Here is a 17,925-nt window from a genome sequence, read left to right as displayed (position 1 = left end):
CAGCCGAAGCAACAGCAACAGCTGGCTATCCGTGGGATGGCGAGGTGGGTCCGGTTGCGGGGGACGCCGTGAATCCGTCCATGGAGGCTCGGTCGCGCCATCCATGGCGCTCACGCCCCCGCAACCGGACCCACCCCGCCTTCGACAGTTCTCTGCGATCTGCCTGGATGGCATGTCTCCGCAATCTGTCTGGATGACATGACCTGCTCTTGGTAGGTGTCGACCTTGGTCGACACGAAGATCAGCTACGTGGGGACTCGTTCGGCCCGTGCTCGAACAGTTCCCCCTGCACCACCGGCTCCTTTTCGCGGAAGCCGCCCAGCCCGACGCCGACCAGGCGGTAACGCGTCTCCGCCGGCAGGTCGACGCGGGCGCGCAGGGCCAGGGCGATGTCGCGCAGTTCTTCCATCGATTCCGGCGGGCGCTCCGGGGTGAAGCTGCGGGTGAGGATGCGGAACTGCGCGGTCTTCAGTTTCAGCACCACGGTGTGGCCGACGCGTTCGGTCTTGCGCGTGGCATTCCAGGTCTTCTCCGCCAGCTGCACGATGGCCTCACCCAGGTCTTCCAGCGGCAGATCCTCGGCGAAGGTGTCTTCGGAGGAGATCGACTGCACCTGCTGGTCCGGTTCCACCGGGCGCTCGTCAATGCCGCGTGCGCGGTTGTACAGGCTGCGGCCGAAACTGCCGAACGCCTCTTCCAGGTCGATCAGTGCCCACTGCCGCAGGTCGCCGCAGGTGACGATGCCGCGCGCGGCCAGCTTGCCTTCCATCACCTTGCCGACGCCGGGCACGCGGTTCACCGGCAGCGGCAGCAGGAACGCGTCCACCCGCTGCGGCGGAATCACGAACTGGCCATCGGGCTTGCGCCAGTCCGAAGCGATCTTGGCCAGGAACTTGTTCGGCGCGATCCCGGCTGAAGCGGTCAGGTTCGTCTCCTCGCGGATCTGCGCACGGATGGTGCGGGCGATGTCGGTGGCCAGTTCGATGCCGCTCTTCGGCTCGGTCACATCCAGGTAGGCCTCGTCCAGCGACAACGGCTCGACCAGGTCGGTGTGGCGCAGGAAGATCTCGCGCACGTGCCGTGACACCGCCTTGTAACGTGCAAAGTCCGGCGGCACGAAGATCGCATCCGGACACAGGCGTTCGGCACGCAGCGCCGGCATTGCCGAACGCACGCCGAACACGCGTGCCTCGTACGAGGCCGCGCACACCACCGAGCGTGCACCACGCCATGCCACAACCACCGGCTTGCCGCGCAGTGACGGATCGTCGCGCTGCTCCACCGACGCGTAGAACGCGTCCATGTCGACGTGGATGATCTTGCGCAGTCGGGTCATGTCAGGCGGAAAGGGCGGGGGCGTGCCGAACGGGCCACACGCCGAAGTATGGTCGTTGCACATCAACAGGATGCGCGTATTCCATTGAAAACACTACGGTTGCGTACGGTTGAAATGTTTGATCGGCGCAGTTTCCACGGGCATCCTCGAGCGCTTGTTTCCCTGTTTCCCCGCTTCCAGGATTGTGCTTCATGACCCGTCTCCACGCGTTCAACCGCGAACAGCTGCTGGCCAGCGCACGCGGTGAACTGTTCGGCACCGCCGCCGGCCGTTTGCCCAACGATCCGATGCTGATGTTCGACCGCATCACCGACATCCGCGAGGACGGCGGACCGCATGGCAAGGGCATGGTACGCGCCGAACTGGATATCCGCCCGGACCTGTGGTTCTTCGGCTGCCACTTCATCGGCGACCCGGTGATGCCCGGCTGCCTCGGCCTGGATGCCATGTGGCAGCTGACCGGCTTCTTCCTGACCTGGCTGGGCGCCCCCGGCAAGGGCCGCGCACTGGGCTGCGGCGAGGTGAAGTTCACCGGCCAGGTACTGCCGGAGGCCAAACTGGTGCGCTACGAGATCGACATCAGCCGTGTCATCAACCGCAAGCTGGTGATGGCCCAGTCGGACGCCCGCATGTACGTGGATGACCGCGAAATCTACAGCGCGCGCGACCTGCGCGTCGGCCTGTTCACTGAAACCGGGAGCTTCTGATGCGTCGCGTCGTCATCACCGGCATGGGCATCACGTCCTGCCTCGGCAATGATCTGGATACCGTTTCGGCTGCGCTGCGCGAAGGGCGCTCGGGCATCACCGCCCTGGCCGACCACGCCGAAGCGGGCCTGCGCAGCCAGGTAGGCGGTCGCGTCGACCTCGACCTGGAGGCGCTGATCGACCGCAAGCAGAAGCGCTTCATGAGCGATGCGGCGGCCTTCGCCTACCTGTCCATGCGCGATGCGATCGCCGATGCCGGGCTCAGCCCCGAGCAGGTCAGCAACCTGCGCACCGGCCTGATCGCCGGTTCCGGCGGCGGCTCCAGCGAATGGCAGATCGGCGCGGTCGACCTGCTGCGCGAACGTGGTGTGCGCAAGGTCGGCCCGTACATGGTGCCGCGCACGATGTGCTCGACGGTCTCGGCCTGCCTGGCCACCGCCTACCAGATCAAGGGCGTCAGCTATTCGCTGTCGGCCGCCTGCGCGACCTCGGCGCACTGCATCGGCGCCGCCGCGGACATGATCCGCCATGGCGCGCAGGACATCATGTTCGCCGGTGGCGGTGAAGACCTGCACTGGTCGATGAGCGTGATGTTCGATGCGATGGGTGCGCTGTCGACCAGCTTCAACGAGACCCCGGCCAGCGCCTCGCGTCCGTACGACAAGGACCGCGACGGCTTCGTCATCGCCGGTGGCGGCGGCATGCTGGTGCTGGAGGACTACGACCACGCCGTTGCGCGCGGTGCGCGCATCCATGCCGAGCTGATCGGTTACGGCGTGACGTCCGATGGCGCCGACATGGTCGCGCCGTCCGGTGAAGGCGCGGTGCGCTGCATGAAGATGGCGCTGCAGGACGTCGATCGTCCGCTGGACTATCTCAACACCCACGGCACTTCCACGCCGCTGGGCGACGTCACCGAGCTCAACGCGATCCGCGAAGTGTTCGGCGATGCGGTGCCACCGCTGTCCTCGACCAAGGCGTTGTCCGGCCATTCGCTGGGGGCGGCCAGCGTGCACGAGGCCATCTACTGCCTGCTGATGATGCGCGATGGCTTCGTTGCCGGTTCGGCCAACATCGGCGAACTGGACCCGAAGGTGGAAAGCTTCCCGATCCTGCGCGAGAGCCGCGAGCAGAAGCTGGATACGGTGATGTCCAACAGCTTTGGCTTCGGTGGCACCAACGCTGCGCTGGTGTTCGGCCGGGTGTGATGGGAAGGCGTGCCGACCAACGGTCGGCACCCGTAGAGTCGAGCTTGCTCGACTGCATTGAAAAGCGTGCCAACCAAGGTTGGCACCTACCGGGGCGTTTGGGCGTGCCAACCAAGGTTGGCACCTACCGGGGCATTGGGTGTGCCGACCCACGGTCGGCGCCCACCGTTACCTCGGCAGCAGCGGCAGCAGCAGCGCGTGCGCGTCCACCAGCGAGCCGACGATGCGGTGGCCCAGTGCGCGCAGCTCTTCATCCGGATGCACCAGGTCCGGCACCTGGATCACGGTCATGCCGGCCGCCAGCGCTGCACGCGTGCCGGCCGGTGAGTCTTCCAGCGCCAGGCAGCGCTCGGGCACCTGGCCCAGCCGCTGCGCGGCCAGCAGGTAGATATCCGGCGCCGGCTTCGGCCGCGCCACATCACCACTGGTGATCACGGCATCGAAATACGGCAGCAGGCCGGCAGCGGCCAGCTTGCGGTTGGCCCGCGGCTGCCGCGTGGTGGTTGCCACCGCGCGCGGTACCGCGTGCGCTTTCAGCAGCTCCAGCAGCTCCAGAATGCCCGGACGCAGCGGCAGGCCGGTCTGTGTGCGTGCTTCGTACAGCTCATGGCAGCGTGCGGCCACCGCTTCGATCACGCTGTCCTCGATACCCTGCGCACGCAGCAGCGCGTGCGTGTCACGGTCACCGAGGCCGACCATGCGCAGGAACACGGTCTCGTCCAGGCCCAGCCCGAATTCGTCGGCCGCCTCGCTCCAGCAGGCCAGCGAGACCCGCTCGCTGTCGATCATCAGGCCGTCCATGTCAAAGATGACGGCGTCGGGCAGGAACGGCAGCGCAGCGATGGTGGTCATGGAGCGAACAGCGTATCCAGATCGGTGGAGGTGAGCTGCCGCCATTGCCCCTCGTCCAGTCCCTGCAGGTCCAGCCCGCCGACGCGGCTGCGGTGCAGGGCCTGCACGTGGTTGCCGGTGGCGGCGAACATGCGGCGTACCTGATGGTAGCGGCCTTCATGCAGTACCAGGCGTGCGCGACGCGCATCCAGCACTTCCAGTTCAGCCGGCAGCAGGGGGGTCTTCTCGGACTCCAGCATCAGCGTACCGCTGGCGAACAACGCCACTTCGTCGCCGCGCAGGTCGTCGCTCAGTTCCACTTCGTAGACCTTGGGCAGCTTCGACTTCGGCGAGATGATCCGGTGCAGCAGGCCACCATCGTCGGTCAGCAGCAGCAGGCCGCTGGTCTCGCGGTCGAGGCGGCCCACGGTGGACAGCACCGGATCGCGGTCACGGAAGCGCGGCGGCAGCAGGTCGTAGATCAGGCGGCCGGTGTCCTTGGTCGAACAGGTGTAGCCGGCCGGCTTGTGCAGCGCGATCGACAGCCCCACCGGCGGGTCCAGCGGCTCGCCGTCGACCCGGATCGCCTCGTGCGGCACCTGGTCGTCGGCATACAGCACCTCGCCGTCGGCGTCGGTGACGCGGCCTTCGCGGAACATCCACTGCACCTGCTTGCGGCTGCCATAGCCCAGGTTGGCGATAAGCTTGACCAGCTTCACTTGCCCTTCCCCTTCACCGCTTCCACCAGCTTGAAGCCATCACGCTCGGCGATCACGCGCACCGCGCCAAAGCTCTCGTTGAGCGTGTACTCGTACGGCAGGTGGCGGTTGGCCACCACGTACAGGCGTCCGCCCGGGCGCAGCGCCTGCGCGGCCACGGCGATGAAGCGCTGGCCGATGTCCGGGCGATCGGCGCGCGAGGGCGTGTGGAACGGCGGGTTGCTGATGATGACGTCGTAGCCCGGCTCGATGCCGGCGGTGACGTCCTGCCACAGGAAGCGCAGCGGCAGCGCGCGCGGCGGCGGCGCCAGGTTCAGTTCGGCCAGGGCCAACGCACGCTGCTCGGCTTCGTACAGATCCAGCGCGGTGATCTTCGGGCAGCGTTCCAGCAGCTCGCGCGACAGGTAGCCATAGCCCGCGCCGAGGTCGGCGGCACGCCCGGCCAGGTCGGCCGGCAGGTGCTCGGCCAACAGCGCCGACGCCGGGTCGATGCGATCCCAGGCGAACACGCCCGGGCGGCTGAGGAAACGGCCGCCGACGATCGGCCGCACCGCATCCAGTGCCGACCAGCGCTTGGCCAGGTCTGCGTCGTGCTGGCCCTGCATCGGGGCGGTCCAGTACACGCGACAGTGGTTCTTGGTCAGGCTGCCGCCGAGGCCGGTCAGTTGCTTGAGGTCACCCTCGCCCGAACGTGCACCTTCGTTGTTGGACTGGCAGGCGACGATGCGGCCGCCGTCGGCGACCAGCGCCAGCGCGCGCGCGAACAGGGCACGGGCCTCCTCGCGCTGGCGCGGCGGCAGCACCAGCACCAGCGGGTAGCGGCCCTTGCCGGCCACATCATCCAGCTGGCCGCTGACGGTCCAGCCGGCGGCCTGCTGCAGCGGCTGCGCGAACGGGGCAAAGCTCTGCTCGCAATGCACTTCGCGGTTGCCGGCCACTTCGCGCAGCGGCCAGCCGTCGCGGGCACGCAGGAAGGCCACCGGGCCCTCCGGCCAGCGCAGGGCGCCTTGGGAGAACGGCAGGAACAGGGTCTGCAGGGGGGCGTCGTCGCTGGAGGCCATCGGCGCGGGTACTTCAAGCGTGAGGGCCGTCCATTGTACCGGCTTGGCCGGGCCGGCCCCGGCGGCCGCTTTGCGAAACCCGAACGGGGCCTTGATCTGCCAGCAACATTGAAACGTTCAGGGTAGAGGCTCCCCCGGAAACCCAGGAGAACCTGCATGCGAGCCTTGTTCGTCGGTGGCGTGGTCGACAACAGTGAAATGGACCTGGAAGGCAGCCATCCGCCCGTGCATTACCCCGAGGACACCGGCGGTGGCCACTCGCGCTACCGGCTGCACCAGGTCGGCCATGGTGCCGACGGAAGCGTGGCCTATGCGGTGTACGGCGCACCGGACCTGGCCGATGACGAGGTGGCCCGGGTCGCTGAAGAACGCGCCTACGCGCGCCGTTTCGAGGCGACGCCTACGTTGTTCGAGCATTGATCCCAACAGCCACGCATGGCGTGGCTCTACTGCAACCTCTGGAAAATCCACGCTGTGCGTGGACGGCATGAGGCCTGGCCGATGACGAGGTCACGCACATCCATGCGTGGCCCTTTCCATTTCCGTAGATCCACGCCATGCGTGGATGGGGTTGGCAGGTTGCCGTCAGACCCTGGGCGGCAACCTGCGGATGCTGGCGATCTCGTCCAGCCACACGTGGTGCTGCTGCACCGGCGTATCGTAGTCATCCAGGCGCAGCTGGCCGTTGCTGCCTTCGTCGCCGGCCTCGTTGCGGTATTGCTGCACCGTCGGTTTCACGGCGACGGTGCCGAGCAGCCGGCGACCATCCTGCAGGGTCAGTTCCACCTGCGTTTCGCCTTCCAGCTGCGGCAGCAGGGCTTCCAGGCGCGCGATCTGCGCCGGATCGGTATGGATGCGGGGAGCTGTACGGGACATCGGCGACCTCCTGCGTGCAGGGTCGCCGATCGGCCGTGAATGCTCAGTGCAGCGCGCTGTCCGCGCGTGGCACCTGCACTTTGCGTACCGCAGCCACCAGCTGTGCCACCGAGTACGGCTTGGCCACGTGTTCCTGGAAGCCCGACGCCAACGCTCGGCGCCGGTCATCGGCACGTGCCAGCGCGGTCACGGCAACCGCCGGCAGGGTCATCGCATCCACGCCCATGTCCTCGCGCAGCGTGCGCACCAGGCCATAGCCATCCATGCCCGGCATGCCGATGTCGGTCAGCATCACGTGGTACTGCAGGTGCCCGGTATCGGCCAGCAGCGCCAGCGCTTCACCGGCCGAGCTGGCTGCCGACACGCTTGCGCCCTGCTCTTCCAGCATGCGCCGCAGGTACTCCAGCACTTCCGGCTGGTCTTCCACCGCCAGCACGTGCATGCCACGCAGCGGATACGGCTCGACGATCACCGGCTCCAGGATCGGTCCGCTGATCACTTCGCGCAGCGGCCGCCGTTCGGCATCGGGAATGTGCTGCGGCAGGCGCACGGTGAAGGTGGCGCCGTGGCCATGGCCCTCGCTGGCAGCGGTGACGGTACCGCCATGCAGTTCGACCAGCTGCTGCACGATGGCCAGGCCCAGGCCGAGGCCGCCATGGCGTCGGGTGGTGGTGCCATCGGCCTGGCGGAAGCGGCTGAACAGATGATTGAGGAATTCGGGCGCGATGCCGTCGCCGGTGTCGCGCACGGTGATCACCCAGTGGTTGCCGTCGGCCTGCAGCTGCAGATCGATGCGGCCTTCGGCCGGGGTGAACTTGATCGCATTCGACAGCAGGTTCCACAACACCTGCTGCAAGCGGGTGGCATCGCCCAGCACCAGGCTGGGCTGCTCCGGAAGCTGCAGGCTCACGTCCAGCGCCTTGCCTTCGGCGACCAGCTCCTGCGCGCCGATGGCTTCGCCCAGCAGGTCGCGCAGGTCCAGTATCTCCACCTCCAGCTGCACCTTGCCCAGCAGCATGCTGCTGAGGTCGAGCATGTCCGAGATCAGCCGCTTCTGCGCACCGGCGCTGTTGGCGATTACGTTCAGGCCCTTGTACAGCGGGCTGGTGTTGTCCACGCGCTGCAGCAGCAGTTCGCTCCAACCGAGGATGGTGGTCAACGGCGTACGCAGTTCATGCGACAGCGTGGCCAGGAACTCGTCCTTCAGCCGCGCCATGTTCTCGGCTGCGCTGCGCGCGGCACGCTCGGACTGCAGCAGCTCCTCGCGGGCCAGTTCGATCTCGCGGCGTTCGGTCACGTCCGGGCTGCTGCCGGCCAGGCCGATGAAGCGGCCCATCCGCGAGAAGCGCGGACGCGCGTTCATCTCCAACCAACGCCAGTCGCCATCGGCGCGTCGGGCCCGCACCAGCGCATGCATCGACCGCTGCGCCTTCAGCGCTTCCTGCAGTTCGTACTCGAACACCGACGCATCGTCCGGGTGCACCAGGCCACGCCAGACGTCTTCCGGCACGCGCGTCTCGTCGCCGCCGAAGAACTCACTGAAAGCGCTGTTGACGAAACGGGCATGGCCGCGCTCGTCGAGCACCCACACCGGCATCGGCAGACCGTCGGCCAGCGCACTGAAGCGGGCTTCGCTTTCGCCCAGCTCCACTTCCATCTGCTTGCGCGCGGTGATGTCGAAGAACAGGATGCCGACCTTGTCCTCACCCGGGCGGCCCACGCGCACCGCATCCACCGCGAACGAGCGGCCCAGCGCACGCGCTTCCATCTCGAACTGTGCCGGCCGGCCACTGCGGGCAACTTCGCCGTAGATGCGGAACCAGTCTTCCTCGTGGCCCGGTTCCAGCGCCGTCATGCGCTGGCCACGCGCATCCTTCAGGCCGGTGTGGCGCTCGAAGGCGTCGTTGACCTCGATGAAACGATAGTCGACCGCACGATCGCCCTCGAACAGCACCTGGATCACGCAGAAACCGGCGTTGATGCGCTCAAGCACGCCATGATGCAGGTCGGGTTCGGGCGCCGGCACCATCATCGGTGGGCGCTCCACGAGGGGCGGCAGTGTGGACAAGGGCGTCAGTGCAGGCCGGGTTGGAGGCACAGCATCTTCCAAAGCGCGTATTCACAGCGTCAAGCGCCGTCAGTCATGGTTGACGACGATGAATTGGCGGCAACCACTCTTGCGCATGACGCAATCTGCCATTGCGGCGCCCCGGCCGCAGGATCACACTCGATCTGTGATCAACATCGTCCCCATCGCGGGGACGCAGGAGACCGTCATGAAACGCTCACTCGCGATTGCCCTGCTGGCAGGCGCCCTGGTGGCGGGCGGCGCCGCCGCTGCACCGCGCACCGTGACCGATGCGGACTCGCCACGTGCGTTGCAGGCCGATGGCCCGGTCAGCGTGAAATGGGAGGACCCGGCCAAATTCACCGAGATCCGCCAGAGCACCAACCGCTTCGAGGCCGAGCGTGGCGACTGGGTACAGCAGCTGGCACGCTACCTGCAGACCACCGCCGCCAAGCCGCTGCAGCCTGGGCAGACCCTCGATGTGACCCTGGTCGACATCAAGCGCGCCGGTGACTACGAGCCGTGGCATGGCCCGCGTGGCCGCGACATCCGGATCATGCGTGACATCTACCCGCCGCGGATCAGCCTGCAGTACACGTTGAAGGACGCCAGCGGCCGTATCGTCAGCGAGGGCGATGCGCGCCTCAGCGATACCGGCTACCTGCACAACCTGGGGCTGAAGAGCGACAGTGATCCGCTGCGCTACGAGAAGCGCCTGATCGATGACTGGGTGAAGCGGCAGCTGGCCAGCCAGGCCACCGCCGCGCGATGATCCCGGGCGACGCGACTCACCGATAGGTGTCGACCTTGGTCGACACGCATTCAAAGCGCTGACCAAGGTCGGCCGCTACCAGAGCCGCGCCCGGCGGCCACTGCGCGTTAGACCCATCGGTAGGTGTCGACCTTGGTCGACACGCATTCAAAGCGCCGACCAAGGTCGGCCGCTACCAGAGCCGTGCACGGCCAGCGTTCGGTCAATCCTGATAGACCTTCGCCACGCGCTTGACCGCGCACGGCAGCTGGTACGCGCTCACGCCACAGCGCGGCGCCAGTTCCGAAAGCGTCGGCGCTGAACCCCACAGTTCCACCACGCTGCCGATGCCGGCCTGCGCGTGCGCGGTCAGGTCCACGGTCAGCATGTCCATCGACACGCGCCCGATCAGGGCACCGGGCTGACCATCGATCAGCACCGGGGTGCCATTCGGGGCGAACTGCGGATAACCGTCGGCATAGCCGAGCGCGACCACACCCACGCGGGTGCGCGCCTTGGCCACGAAGCGTGCGCCATAACCCACCGGCTCACCGGCCTCGATCCAGCGTTCGGCGATCACCTTCGACTGCATCGTCATCACCGGGCGCAGGCGCTCGGTCAGTACGGTGTTGTCAGGCAGCGGATTGGCGCCGTACAGCATCAGGCCCGGGCGCACCCAGTCGCTGCGTACATCCGGCCAGCCCAGCAGCGCCGGCGAGTTGCACACACTGGTCTCGCCATCGAGGCCGTCGATGGCCCGCGCGAACGTCGCCGCCTGCTCGTGGGTGCGTTCGCTGTCCAGCTCGTCGGCACGCGCCAGGTGGGTCATCAGCACGATCCGTTCGACCTGCTGCAGCGCCGACAGGCGTGCATGCGCGGCGCGGAAGCTGTCCACGTCCAGGCCGAGGCGATGCATGCCGCTGTCCAGCTTCAGCCACACCGTCAACGGACGCGGACTGTCGAAGGCAGCGACGGCTTCCAGCTGCCACGGCGAGCCCACCGCGAACCAGAAATCGTGTTCGGCCACCAGCGCCATGTCGCTGGGCTCGAAGATGCCTTCCAGCAGCAGGATCGGCGCACGGATGCCGGCCTGGCGCAGTTCCAGCGCCTCTTCGATGGTGGCCACGCCGAAACCATCGGCCTCGCCTTCCAGTGCCTGCGCACAGCGCACTGCGCCGTGGCCATAGGCATCGGCCTTGATGATCGCCAGGGCCTTGCCACCGCCCAGTTCACGGGCGAGCCGGTAGTTGCTGCGCAGGGCGCCCAGATCGATCAGCGCGCGGGCAGGACGCATGTGCGGTTCTCTTGTTGCGGCGCGTGACCGTACTGGCCGTAGCGGAAAATATCCAGGCCTTCGGTGCTGATCTGCGGCTGGCGCGCGCTCATCAGGTCGGCCAGGTAGCGGCCCGAGCCGCAGGCCATGGTCCAGCCCAGCGTGCCGTGGCCGGTGTTGAGGTACAGGTTGCGGAATGGCGTGGCGCCGATCACCGGCGTACCGTCCGGCGTGGCCGGGCGCAGGCCGGTCCAGAACTGCGCGCGCGACAGGTCGCCGCCCTTCGGGTAGAGATCGCTGACCACCAGCTCCAGGGTCTCGCGACGGCGCTGCGACAGCGACAGGTCGAAGCCGGCCACTTCGGCCATGCCACCGACGCGGATGCGGTCGTCGAAACGGGTGACCGCCACCTTGTAGCTCTCATCGAGGATGGTCGAGGTCGGCGCCATCGCCGGGTCGGTGATCGGCAGGGTCAGCGAGTAGCCCTTCAGCGGATACACCGGCAGGCGCATGCCCAGCGATGCGACCAGCGCCGGCGAATAGCTGCCGAGCGCGACCACGAAGCGGTCGGCGGTTTCCAGCTTGCCATCGATGCGTACGCCGGTGATGCGATCGCCATCGAACTCCAGGCCGGTGATGTCCTGGTCGAAACGGAACTCGACACCGGCATCCACGCACATCTGCGCCAGGCGGCGGGTGAACAGCTGGCAGTCGCCGGTCTGGTCACGCGGCAGGCGCAGCGCGCCGACCAGGCCATCGACGTGGGCCAGGGCCGGTTCGGCCTGGATGATGCCGGCGCGGTCCAGTACCTCGTACGGCACGCCGTACTGGGCCAGGATCTCGATGTCCTGCGCCGAGGCATCCAGCTGCTGCTGGGTGCGGAACAGCTGGGTGGTGCCCAGGTCGCGGCCTTCGAACTCGATGCCGATCTGCGCGCGCAGCTCGTTCAGGCAGTCGCGGCTGTACTCGGACATGCGCACCATGCGCGCCTTGTTGATCGCGTAGCGCTCGTGGGTGCAGTTGCGCAGCATCTGCCACAGCCAGCGGTACTGGGCCAGGTCCATGCCCGGCTTGATCGCCAGCGGCGCATGCTTCTCGAACAGCCAACCGATGGCCTTCTTCGGCACGCCCGGGGCGGCCCATGGCGAGGTGTAGCCGAACGACAGCTGGCCGGCATTGGCGAAGCTGGTTTCCAGCGCCGGGCCGGGTTGGCGGTCGATGACCGTGACTTCAAACCCGGCCTGTCGCAGGTACCAGGCACTGGTGGTGCCGATCACGCCGCTGCCGAGAACTAGGACTCGCATGGGACTTCTCCAACCCGATCATTCCCTGCACTGGAGCGTGCCGGGACCATAATTGGGGAAGTATAGACAGCCATTCCCAGTTGATTTGCCTGATTTGCAATCAACCGGCAGGATGTTCTCCTGCAATTCATTCCCCAAGGTTGACGGCCATGGCCACCCGTACCCGCGAACTGGACAAGATCGACCGCAAGATCCTGCGCATCCTGCAGGCCGAGGGCCGTATCTCCTTCACCGAACTGGGCGAGCGGGTCGGCCTGTCCACCACCCCATGCACCGAGCGCGTGCGCCGGCTCGAGCGCGAAGGGGTGATCACCGGTTACCACGCCCACCTCGACCCGGCGGCGGTGAAAGCCAGCCTGCTGGTGTTCGTGGAGATCAGCCTGGCCTACAAGTCCGGCGACATCTTCGAGGAGTTCCGGCGCGCCGCCCTGAAGCTGCCCAACGTGCTGGAGTGCCATCTGGTCTCGGGCGACTTCGATTACCTGCTGAAGGCACGGATCAGCGAAATGGCCTCCTACCGCAAGCTGCTCGGCAGCACCTTGCTGACGCTGCCGCATGTACGAGAGTCGAAGAGCTACATCGTGATGGAAGAAGTGAAGGAAACGCTGAGCCTGCCGATTCCGGATTGAGTCCGGAACGGTAGTGGGGCCAGATCCCGTGCAGCGGGCTCTGACCCCTGGGTCCGTCAGCGCTGCTGCGGATGCTTCTGCGAGCGCTGTTCCTGCTGCTTGCCACCCTTGTGCGGCTGCTGCGGGTCCATCTGTTGCTGTTGCTGCTGTTGCTGTTGCTGCGGGTTGCGGCCCTGCGGTTCCTTGCCGGGATGACGGTTCTGCTGGTTTTTCATGATCGCGATCCAGTGGACGAAGGACATGCGGCGGCGCAATGCCGGCGCACGGTCACGTTGGTCCCGGAACGGTTAATCGCAGGCGAAAAAGCAGTGATCTGCAGGACGTTGTTTTCGTGCGTTCAGGCCGGACAGCGTGCGGTAGCTGCCAACCTTGGCTGGCACCCGAGATCAGCGCTTGATCTGCTGGCCGTCACCGGCCGGCACGCTGTCGTAATAGCGGCCGGTGCGCGAATCGAACACGCGGTTCGGACCGGCCGGGCGTACCCCGGGGACGATACGGCCATTGCGGTCGTACACCTTGTCGGCCGGCTTCGGCGCCGGGGTGGGCGCGATCTGGGCGGGGCCGGTGGACCTGATCGGCTGCGCCGGCTGCGGCGACGGCAGGACCTGCGGCTGCGGGCGGGCGGCCTGCGGCGGCGGCATCACCGGCTGCGGTGCCACGGTGGTGGCACTGCGGGTGGCGGTCGGGCTCGACGACGTCGGTACCTGGGCCTGCGCGACCAGGGGCAACAGGGCCATCAACAGCAGGGAAAGGGTCGGTTTCATGTCACGCTCCGGCGTGGATCACATTCACCTTGCGCCTGCACCTGTGTGCCGGCCATGAACGGCCATCACACTTGCAAGCGCGCGCCGGCACCCCCACGTTTTCCGCCATCCCCAGGCCATCAACCCCACGGAGCGCCGCCATGACTGCCTTCGACCTGACGCCCCCCACCGCCACCCAGACCGAGGCGCTGATCGCCGGCCTCAGCAGTGAAGAGCGCCGCGTGCTGCTGCAGCACGGTACCGAGGCGCCGTTCTGCGGCGTGTTCCTCGACAACAAGCGCGAGGGCGTCTACTGCTGCCGGCTGTGCGCGCTGCCGCTGTTCCGCTCCAGCACCAAGTTCGATTCCGGCACCGGTTGGCCGAGCTTCTTCGCCCCGTTCGACCCGGCGCACGTGCGCGAGATCCGCGATACCAGCCACGGCATGGTCCGCACCGAGATCACCTGCGCGCGCTGCGGCAGCCACCTGGGTCACGTTTTCCCGGACGGCCCGCCGCCCACCTACGAGCGCCACTGCCTGAACTCCGTCTCACTTTCGTTCACCGGCAATGGCGAGCCCTGGCCCGACCCGTTGCAGCGTGGCGGCGCCGAAAGCGGCGTGGCGGGCTGAAACCCCCCGCTGACCGATTTCACAGAATTCCCTCTTCAGAAAACCGGACGACGGGCCGACAAGGAGATATCCCCTCTCCTTGCGTCGCCCCATGCTCATCATCGTTGGATTCCTGGTCGTCATCGTCAGCGTGATCGGGGGCTATCTCGGTGCCCACGGCCGCCTGGGTGCCCTCTGGCAGCCCTACGAGCTGGTCATCATCGGTGGCGCCGCGCTCGGCGCCTTCCTGGTCGGCACCCCGGCCAAGACGGTCAAGCAGACCCTGCAGGCCATGGTCGGCGTGTTCAAGGGCCCGCGCTACAAGCAGCAGGACTACATCGATGTGCTCAGCCTGCTCTATGAACTGCTCAATAAGGCCCGCCGCGAAGGCTTCATGGCGCTGGAAGACCACGTCGAGCGCCCGGCCGAAAGCGCGCTGTTCGGCAACTACCCCAAGGTGCAGGCCGACCACCACCTGATCGACTTCATCACCGACTGCCTGCGCCTGATGATCGGCAGCAACATCGAGCCACACGAGCTGGAGCCGCTGCTGGAACTGGAGCTGGAAAAGCACCACGCCGAGGCCATGGCGCCGTCGCAGGTGCTGACCAAGGTCGCCGACGGACTGCCCGGTTTCGGCATCGTCGCGGCGGTGCTCGGCATCGTCATCACCATGGGTTCGATCGGCGGGGATATCGTCGAGGTCGGCGGCCATGTGGCCGGCGCGCTGGTCGGCACCTTCCTGGGCATCCTGCTGGGCTACGGTTTCGTCGGCCCGATGGCGGCCGCGATGGAAGCGCGCGCCGAGCAGGACAGCCGCATCTACGAATCGGTGAAGACCGCGCTGCTGGCCTGCCTGCGTGGCTACAACCCGAAGATCGCGCTGGAATTCGCCCGCAAGACGCTGCCGTCGAACGTGCGCCCGGCCTTCTCCGATTTCGAGCAGCACCTGAAGACGGTCAAGTAAGCCATGGCCGAGACCAAGCCCACCGTCATCGTCCGCCGGGTCAAGAAGGCCGGCCACGCCGCCCATCATGGCGGTTCGTGGAAGGTGGCCTATGCCGACTTCGTGACCGCGATGATGGCGTTCTTCCTGGTGCTGTGGCTGATGGCCACCACCAACAAGAACGACCGTGCGGCCATTTCCGAGTACTTCCGCAACCCCAGCCCGCTGAGCGGGCAGAACGCCACGCCGGCGCCCGGCATGGCCGGCCCGGGTGGCGCCAGCACCTCGATGATCAAGCTCGGTGGTGCCACCGACATCTCGCGGGGCAGCAGCAACGATCCCTTCCAGAACCAGAAGGAAGCCGTGCCGCAGCCGGTGGACCAGCAGCAGCGCGACAAGCAGCAGCTGGAAGCGCTGATGAAGGAACTGCAGGAAGCGATCAGCAAGAGCCAGGCACTGGAGCCGTTCAAGGACCAGCTGCTGCTGGATCTGACCCCGGAAGGCCTGCGCATCCAGATCGTGGACAAGCAGAACCGGCCGATGTTCGACCTCGGCAGCGCCACGCTGAAGCCGTACACGCAGCAGATCCTGCACGAGCTGGCCAATTACCTGAACCACGTGCCGAACCGGATCAGCCTGACCGGCCACACCGACATTACCGCCTATTCGGCCGCGCGCGGCTACGGCAACTGGGAACTGAGCGCCGATCGTGCCAACGCCGCACGGCGCGCACTGGTGGACGGCGGCCTGGAGGACAGCAAGATCACCCGCGTGGTCGGTCTGTCTTCGTCGGTGCTGTTCGACAAGGCCGACCCGCAGAACCCGATCAACCGACGCATCAGCATCGTGGTGATGACCCAGGCCGCCGAAGCGGCCGCCCTGGCCGGTGCCGGCCCGCAGTTGGGGCTGTCGGCCCCCGCCGCCGACCCGGACGTGCAGGCCGCGCAGGGGCCGGCAAAGTAAACGGTGGGTGCGGACCTTGGTCCGCACATCCGGGAAAAGCGTTCGGACCAAGGTCCGCACCTACCAGGGGCATGACCCGGCGCACCCGCTACAATGGCGGTCTTTCCGTTTCCAGGTGACTCCACCCCATGTCCCAGAACTCCAAGGCCAAGCGCGACAAGCGCAAGAAGCAGCAGGCCAAGCGCCCGTTCCTCCGCCTGAACGCGCAGCAGCAGGTGCAGAACCATGCCGTGCTGACCAACGAAGACGGCCAGGTGGTCGCGGCCATCGGCCTGCAGGGCCGTGAGTGGCTGCTGGCCATCGGCGGCCAGACCATGGGCAATGCCGAGAACCCGGTACCGATGCTGGCCATGCTCAAGCACCTGGCCAACGTGCAGGAGAAGGAAGGCCGCAAGGTCAACCTGGAGTACTCCGAACTGCTGCAGAAGCTGCTGGACACCCTGGCCGCCGAATCCGAGCAGACCGCCGACGAGTACCTGGACAAGCTGGTCGCCGAGTTCGAAGGCGTCGACGCTGCTGAGGGCGAGGAAGGCGAAGCCGCCGAGGGCGACGTGGCCGAAGAAGCCGCTGCCGAGGCCGCTCCGGCCGCTCCGGCCGCTGACAGCGACAGCAAGCCGCAGGCCTGAACCGGCCGCGGCGGTGACGGTCTACGTCGATGACGCGGTGCATCCCTGGCGCGGACAGCGCTGGGCGCACCTGATGGCCGACACCCTGGCCGAGCTGCACGCGATGGCGGCGCAGCTCGGCATTCCCCCGCGGGCCTTCCAGAACAAGGCCAGCGGCGCCCACTACGACGTCACCGCCGAGCTGCGTACGCAGGCGATCGCGCTCGGCGCGCAGGCGATCTCAAGGCACACCGACCGCGCGCTGGTCAAAGCGGTGATCGCCAACGCCAGGGCGCAGTACCGGCCGTAGATGGGAGCGCCGCCGGGCATGGCCCGGCGCTACCGATCAATCTCAGAACGGGTCGCTGCCCAGCCGGATTTCCACGTTCAGCAGCGAGCACAGCGCCAGCATCGCGTCGTCGTCGCGGGTCAGCGCCATCACGCCGGTGAAGCCGTCGCTGCCGGCATCCACGCTCCACAGCGTGTAGTTGTGCTCGCGCAGGCGGTCGAAGGCGGTGGACATCAGCTGCACGCCGTCCAGGTCTTCGGCGAAGTCCTCGTCATCCAGGTCGCCGCCCCAGTCCAGCTGCAGGTTGAAGCGCGCCGACAGCTCGTTCACCGCCGACTGCAGCGATTCCAGGTCATCTCGTTCCACCTCGAAACCGGACTGCCAGGCGATGGCCGTGAACAGCGCCGGCAGCCAGTCGCTATCCGCTTCCAGCGGCTGCCCGTCCTCGGCCAGGGGCTCGCGCCAGCGGTTGAACTGCTGCAGGGCCAGTTCCTCGTCACCCGGGTTGATCAGCACCAGCAGGTTCCAGACCCGCGCCTCGAAGCCGTCTTCGTCGAAGTCGTGGATGTCTTCCTCGAAGTCGAAATAGTCGCTGTTGTCGGGCATGGCGGAACTTCCTCTGGGGCAGGCCGGCATTCTACGGTTTATCCTGTGCCGCTGAAGCCGGCCTTGGTGGCCGTCACTGTGAATGAAGCGATGAGCGATACCCCTCCCGACCACCTGGCGATCAACCCGGCCAGCCCCTTCCATGATGCGCAGGCGCTGGAGCGCGGCGTTGGCGTGCGTTTCAACGACGTCGAGCGCGACAACGTCGAGGAATACTCGGTCAGCGAAGGCTGGATCCGCGTGCAGGCCGGCAAGGCCCGCGACCGCCGCGGCAACCCGATGACCATCAAGGTCAAGGGCAAGGTCGAGGCGTATTTCCTGGACCAGAAGCCGGAATAACCGGCTTGTGTAGAGTCGAGATCCTATGTTCGTGGTCAAGCCTGCTGGAAGCAGGCTTGACCC

The 17,925-nt window shown here is 67.1% G+C and carries 22 protein-coding genes; 11 read left to right on the top strand and 11 right to left on the bottom strand.

Going from position 1 to position 17,925, the window contains the following annotated elements; genetic code table 11:
- Nucleotides 1-241 precede the first annotated feature (241 nt).
- Complete coding sequence (dinB, locus tag QRO95_RS15800) at nucleotides 242-1,336, bottom strand: DNA polymerase IV (RefSeq protein WP_154351974.1); 1,095 nt, start codon at nucleotides 1,334-1,336, stop codon at nucleotides 242-244.
- A gap of 191 nt (nucleotides 1,337-1,527) precedes the next feature.
- Here dinB and fabA point away from each other — a divergent pair, with 191 nt between their 5' ends.
- On the top strand, nucleotides 1,528-2,043 hold the full coding sequence (gene fabA / locus QRO95_RS15795; RefSeq protein WP_005407930.1) for a 3-hydroxyacyl-[acyl-carrier-protein] dehydratase FabA: 516 nt from the start codon (nucleotides 1,528-1,530) through the stop codon (nucleotides 2,041-2,043).
- Nucleotides 2,043-3,251 (top strand): beta-ketoacyl-ACP synthase I, encoded by a 1,209-nt coding sequence (fabB, locus tag QRO95_RS15790; protein WP_164080454.1) that lies wholly within the window; start codon nucleotides 2,043-2,045, stop codon nucleotides 3,249-3,251. The genes fabA and fabB overlap by 1 nt, the downstream gene beginning before the upstream one ends.
- Before the next feature lie 168 nt (nucleotides 3,252-3,419).
- Here fabB and QRO95_RS15785 read toward each other — a convergent pair whose 3' ends face one another.
- The 3 genes from QRO95_RS15785 to QRO95_RS15775 are packed head-to-tail and all read right to left on the bottom strand — an operon-like array spanning nucleotide 3,420 to nucleotide 5,862.
- Complete coding sequence (locus QRO95_RS15785; protein WP_049398344.1) at nucleotides 3,420-4,103, bottom strand: HAD family phosphatase; 684 nt, start codon at nucleotides 4,101-4,103, stop codon at nucleotides 3,420-3,422.
- Nucleotides 4,100-4,801 carry a pseudouridine synthase gene (locus QRO95_RS15780; RefSeq protein WP_005407927.1) on the bottom strand — a complete coding sequence of 234 codons (702 nt, stop codon included), beginning with the start codon at nucleotides 4,799-4,801 and terminating at the stop codon, nucleotides 4,100-4,102. The genes QRO95_RS15785 and QRO95_RS15780 overlap by 4 nt, the downstream gene beginning before the upstream one ends.
- Complete coding sequence (locus tag QRO95_RS15775) at nucleotides 4,798-5,862, bottom strand: class I SAM-dependent methyltransferase (RefSeq protein ID WP_032128737.1); 1,065 nt, start codon at nucleotides 5,860-5,862, stop codon at nucleotides 4,798-4,800. The genes QRO95_RS15780 and QRO95_RS15775 overlap by 4 nt, the downstream gene beginning before the upstream one ends.
- A 156-nt stretch (nucleotides 5,863-6,018) precedes the next feature.
- Here QRO95_RS15775 and QRO95_RS15770 point away from each other — a divergent pair, with 156 nt between their 5' ends.
- Nucleotides 6,019-6,282: a hypothetical protein gene (locus QRO95_RS15770; RefSeq protein ID WP_005407925.1), complete on the top strand. Its 264-nt coding sequence runs from the start codon at nucleotides 6,019-6,021 to the stop codon at nucleotides 6,280-6,282.
- 165 nt (nucleotides 6,283-6,447) lie between these two features.
- On the opposite strand, the gene QRO95_RS15765 is transcribed toward QRO95_RS15770, so the two are convergent.
- The gene (locus tag QRO95_RS15765; protein WP_032128738.1) at nucleotides 6,448-6,738 is read right to left on the bottom strand and encodes a DUF3247 family protein; all 291 of its coding nucleotides are present in this window, start codon (nucleotides 6,736-6,738) and stop codon (nucleotides 6,448-6,450) included.
- Between the two features lie 43 nt (nucleotides 6,739-6,781).
- A complete protein-coding gene (locus tag QRO95_RS15760) occupies nucleotides 6,782-8,770 on the bottom strand; it encodes an ATP-binding protein (RefSeq protein ID WP_049424820.1) in 1,989 nt (662 codons plus the stop codon).
- A gap of 244 nt (nucleotides 8,771-9,014) precedes the next feature.
- Between QRO95_RS15760 and QRO95_RS15755 the strand changes: the two genes are divergently transcribed.
- Nucleotides 9,015-9,578 carry a DUF3016 domain-containing protein gene (locus QRO95_RS15755; RefSeq protein ID WP_285302963.1) on the top strand — a complete coding sequence of 188 codons (564 nt, stop codon included), beginning with the start codon at nucleotides 9,015-9,017 and terminating at the stop codon, nucleotides 9,576-9,578.
- Between the two features lie 202 nt (nucleotides 9,579-9,780).
- Here the strand turns inward: QRO95_RS15755 and alr are convergent, their stop codons facing one another.
- Both alr and QRO95_RS15745 read right to left on the bottom strand, forming a co-directional pair.
- On the bottom strand, nucleotides 9,781-10,851 hold the full coding sequence (gene alr / locus QRO95_RS15750; protein WP_285302962.1) for an alanine racemase: 1,071 nt from the start codon (nucleotides 10,849-10,851) through the stop codon (nucleotides 9,781-9,783).
- Entirely contained in the window at nucleotides 10,830-12,134 is a 1,305-nt protein-coding gene (locus QRO95_RS15745; protein ID WP_032128742.1) for a D-amino acid dehydrogenase, read from the bottom strand. The genes alr and QRO95_RS15745 overlap by 22 nt, the downstream gene beginning before the upstream one ends.
- Before the next feature lie 149 nt (nucleotides 12,135-12,283).
- Here QRO95_RS15745 and QRO95_RS15740 point away from each other — a divergent pair, with 149 nt between their 5' ends.
- A complete protein-coding gene (locus tag QRO95_RS15740) occupies nucleotides 12,284-12,763 on the top strand; it encodes a winged helix-turn-helix transcriptional regulator (protein WP_005407919.1) in 480 nt (159 codons plus the stop codon).
- Between the two features lie 56 nt (nucleotides 12,764-12,819).
- On the opposite strand, the gene QRO95_RS15735 is transcribed toward QRO95_RS15740, so the two are convergent.
- Both QRO95_RS15735 and QRO95_RS15730 read right to left on the bottom strand, forming a co-directional pair.
- Nucleotides 12,820-13,005, bottom strand: a complete 186-nt coding sequence (locus QRO95_RS15735) for a hypothetical protein (RefSeq protein ID WP_049424811.1) — start codon at nucleotides 13,003-13,005, stop codon at nucleotides 12,820-12,822.
- A 144-nt stretch (nucleotides 13,006-13,149) separates the two neighbouring features.
- Nucleotides 13,150-13,527 carry a hypothetical protein gene (locus tag QRO95_RS15730; protein WP_049398340.1) on the bottom strand — a complete coding sequence of 126 codons (378 nt, stop codon included), beginning with the start codon at nucleotides 13,525-13,527 and terminating at the stop codon, nucleotides 13,150-13,152.
- 140 nt (nucleotides 13,528-13,667) lie between these two features.
- Here QRO95_RS15730 and msrB point away from each other — a divergent pair, with 140 nt between their 5' ends.
- The 5 genes from msrB (at nucleotide 13,668) to QRO95_RS15705 (ending at nucleotide 16,938) form a co-directional block, all read left to right on the top strand.
- Complete coding sequence (gene msrB / locus QRO95_RS15725; protein WP_005415117.1) at nucleotides 13,668-14,135, top strand: peptide-methionine (R)-S-oxide reductase MsrB; 468 nt, start codon at nucleotides 13,668-13,670, stop codon at nucleotides 14,133-14,135.
- Nucleotides 14,136-14,226: 91 nt separating this feature from the next.
- A complete protein-coding gene (motA, locus tag QRO95_RS15720) occupies nucleotides 14,227-15,081 on the top strand; it encodes a flagellar motor stator protein MotA (protein WP_032128746.1) in 855 nt (284 codons plus the stop codon).
- A gap of 3 nt (nucleotides 15,082-15,084) precedes the next feature.
- Complete coding sequence (gene motB / locus QRO95_RS15715) at nucleotides 15,085-16,023, top strand: flagellar motor protein MotB (RefSeq protein ID WP_285302961.1); 939 nt, start codon at nucleotides 15,085-15,087, stop codon at nucleotides 16,021-16,023.
- Nucleotides 16,024-16,151: 128 nt separating this feature from the next.
- Nucleotides 16,152-16,649 (top strand): hypothetical protein, encoded by a 498-nt coding sequence (locus QRO95_RS15710; RefSeq protein ID WP_032128748.1) that lies wholly within the window; start codon nucleotides 16,152-16,154, stop codon nucleotides 16,647-16,649.
- A gap of 13 nt (nucleotides 16,650-16,662) precedes the next feature.
- Entirely contained in the window at nucleotides 16,663-16,938 is a 276-nt protein-coding gene (locus QRO95_RS15705; protein ID WP_049398338.1) for a DUF4031 domain-containing protein, read from the top strand.
- 42 nt (nucleotides 16,939-16,980) lie between these two features.
- Here QRO95_RS15705 and QRO95_RS15700 read toward each other — a convergent pair whose 3' ends face one another.
- Nucleotides 16,981-17,523 carry a hypothetical protein gene (locus QRO95_RS15700; protein WP_285302960.1) on the bottom strand — a complete coding sequence of 181 codons (543 nt, stop codon included), beginning with the start codon at nucleotides 17,521-17,523 and terminating at the stop codon, nucleotides 16,981-16,983.
- A 90-nt stretch (nucleotides 17,524-17,613) separates the two neighbouring features.
- Here QRO95_RS15700 and QRO95_RS15695 point away from each other — a divergent pair, with 90 nt between their 5' ends.
- Entirely contained in the window at nucleotides 17,614-17,862 is a 249-nt protein-coding gene (locus QRO95_RS15695) for a DUF3297 family protein (RefSeq protein WP_032128750.1), read from the top strand.
- Nucleotides 17,863-17,925 lie beyond the last annotated feature (63 nt).

It is taken from the genome of Stenotrophomonas maltophilia group sp. Smal13 (assembly GCF_030236855.1).
Taxonomy (GTDB): domain Bacteria; phylum Pseudomonadota; class Gammaproteobacteria; order Xanthomonadales; family Xanthomonadaceae; genus Stenotrophomonas; species Stenotrophomonas maltophilia_A.
The sequence above is the reverse complement of the archived record's forward strand: the minus strand, read 5'-3'. Positions and strand labels throughout refer to the sequence as shown.

Excerpts from the sequence above, each read along its gene's own strand:
- dinB (WP_154351974.1), bottom strand. The coding sequence starts at position 1,336 with ATGACCCGACTGCGCAAGATCATCCACGTCGACATGGACGCGTTCTAC.
- fabA (WP_005407930.1), top strand. The coding sequence starts at position 1,528 with ATGACCCGTCTCCACGCGTTCAACCGCGAACAGCTGCTGGCCAGCGCA.
- fabB (WP_164080454.1), top strand. The coding sequence starts at position 2,043 with ATGCGTCGCGTCGTCATCACCGGCATGGGCATCACGTCCTGCCTCGGC.
- QRO95_RS15785 (WP_049398344.1), bottom strand. The coding sequence starts at position 4,103 with ATGACCACCATCGCTGCGCTGCCGTTCCTGCCCGACGCCGTCATCTTT.
- QRO95_RS15775 (WP_032128737.1), bottom strand. The coding sequence starts at position 5,862 with ATGGCCTCCAGCGACGACGCCCCCCTGCAGACCCTGTTCCTGCCGTTC.
- QRO95_RS15770 (WP_005407925.1), top strand. The coding sequence starts at position 6,019 with ATGCGAGCCTTGTTCGTCGGTGGCGTGGTCGACAACAGTGAAATGGAC.
- QRO95_RS15765 (WP_032128738.1), bottom strand. The coding sequence starts at position 6,738 with ATGTCCCGTACAGCTCCCCGCATCCATACCGATCCGGCGCAGATCGCG.
- QRO95_RS15760 (WP_049424820.1), bottom strand. The coding sequence starts at position 8,770 with ATGATGGTGCCGGCGCCCGAACCCGACCTGCATCATGGCGTGCTTGAG.
- QRO95_RS15755 (WP_285302963.1), top strand. The coding sequence starts at position 9,015 with ATGAAACGCTCACTCGCGATTGCCCTGCTGGCAGGCGCCCTGGTGGCG.
- alr (WP_285302962.1), bottom strand. The coding sequence starts at position 10,851 with ATGCGTCCTGCCCGCGCGCTGATCGATCTGGGCGCCCTGCGCAGCAAC.
- QRO95_RS15745 (WP_032128742.1), bottom strand. The coding sequence starts at position 12,134 with ATGCGAGTCCTAGTTCTCGGCAGCGGCGTGATCGGCACCACCAGTGCC.
- QRO95_RS15740 (WP_005407919.1), top strand. The coding sequence starts at position 12,284 with ATGGCCACCCGTACCCGCGAACTGGACAAGATCGACCGCAAGATCCTG.
- QRO95_RS15735 (WP_049424811.1), bottom strand. The coding sequence starts at position 13,005 with ATGTCCTTCGTCCACTGGATCGCGATCATGAAAAACCAGCAGAACCGT.
- QRO95_RS15730 (WP_049398340.1), bottom strand. The coding sequence starts at position 13,527 with ATGAAACCGACCCTTTCCCTGCTGTTGATGGCCCTGTTGCCCCTGGTC.
- msrB (WP_005415117.1), top strand. The coding sequence starts at position 13,668 with ATGACTGCCTTCGACCTGACGCCCCCCACCGCCACCCAGACCGAGGCG.
- motA (WP_032128746.1), top strand. The coding sequence starts at position 14,227 with ATGCTCATCATCGTTGGATTCCTGGTCGTCATCGTCAGCGTGATCGGG.
- motB (WP_285302961.1), top strand. The coding sequence starts at position 15,085 with ATGGCCGAGACCAAGCCCACCGTCATCGTCCGCCGGGTCAAGAAGGCC.
- QRO95_RS15710 (WP_032128748.1), top strand. The coding sequence starts at position 16,152 with ATGTCCCAGAACTCCAAGGCCAAGCGCGACAAGCGCAAGAAGCAGCAG.
- QRO95_RS15700 (WP_285302960.1), bottom strand. The coding sequence starts at position 17,523 with ATGCCCGACAACAGCGACTATTTCGACTTCGAGGAAGACATCCACGAC.
- QRO95_RS15695 (WP_032128750.1), top strand. The coding sequence starts at position 17,614 with ATGAGCGATACCCCTCCCGACCACCTGGCGATCAACCCGGCCAGCCCC.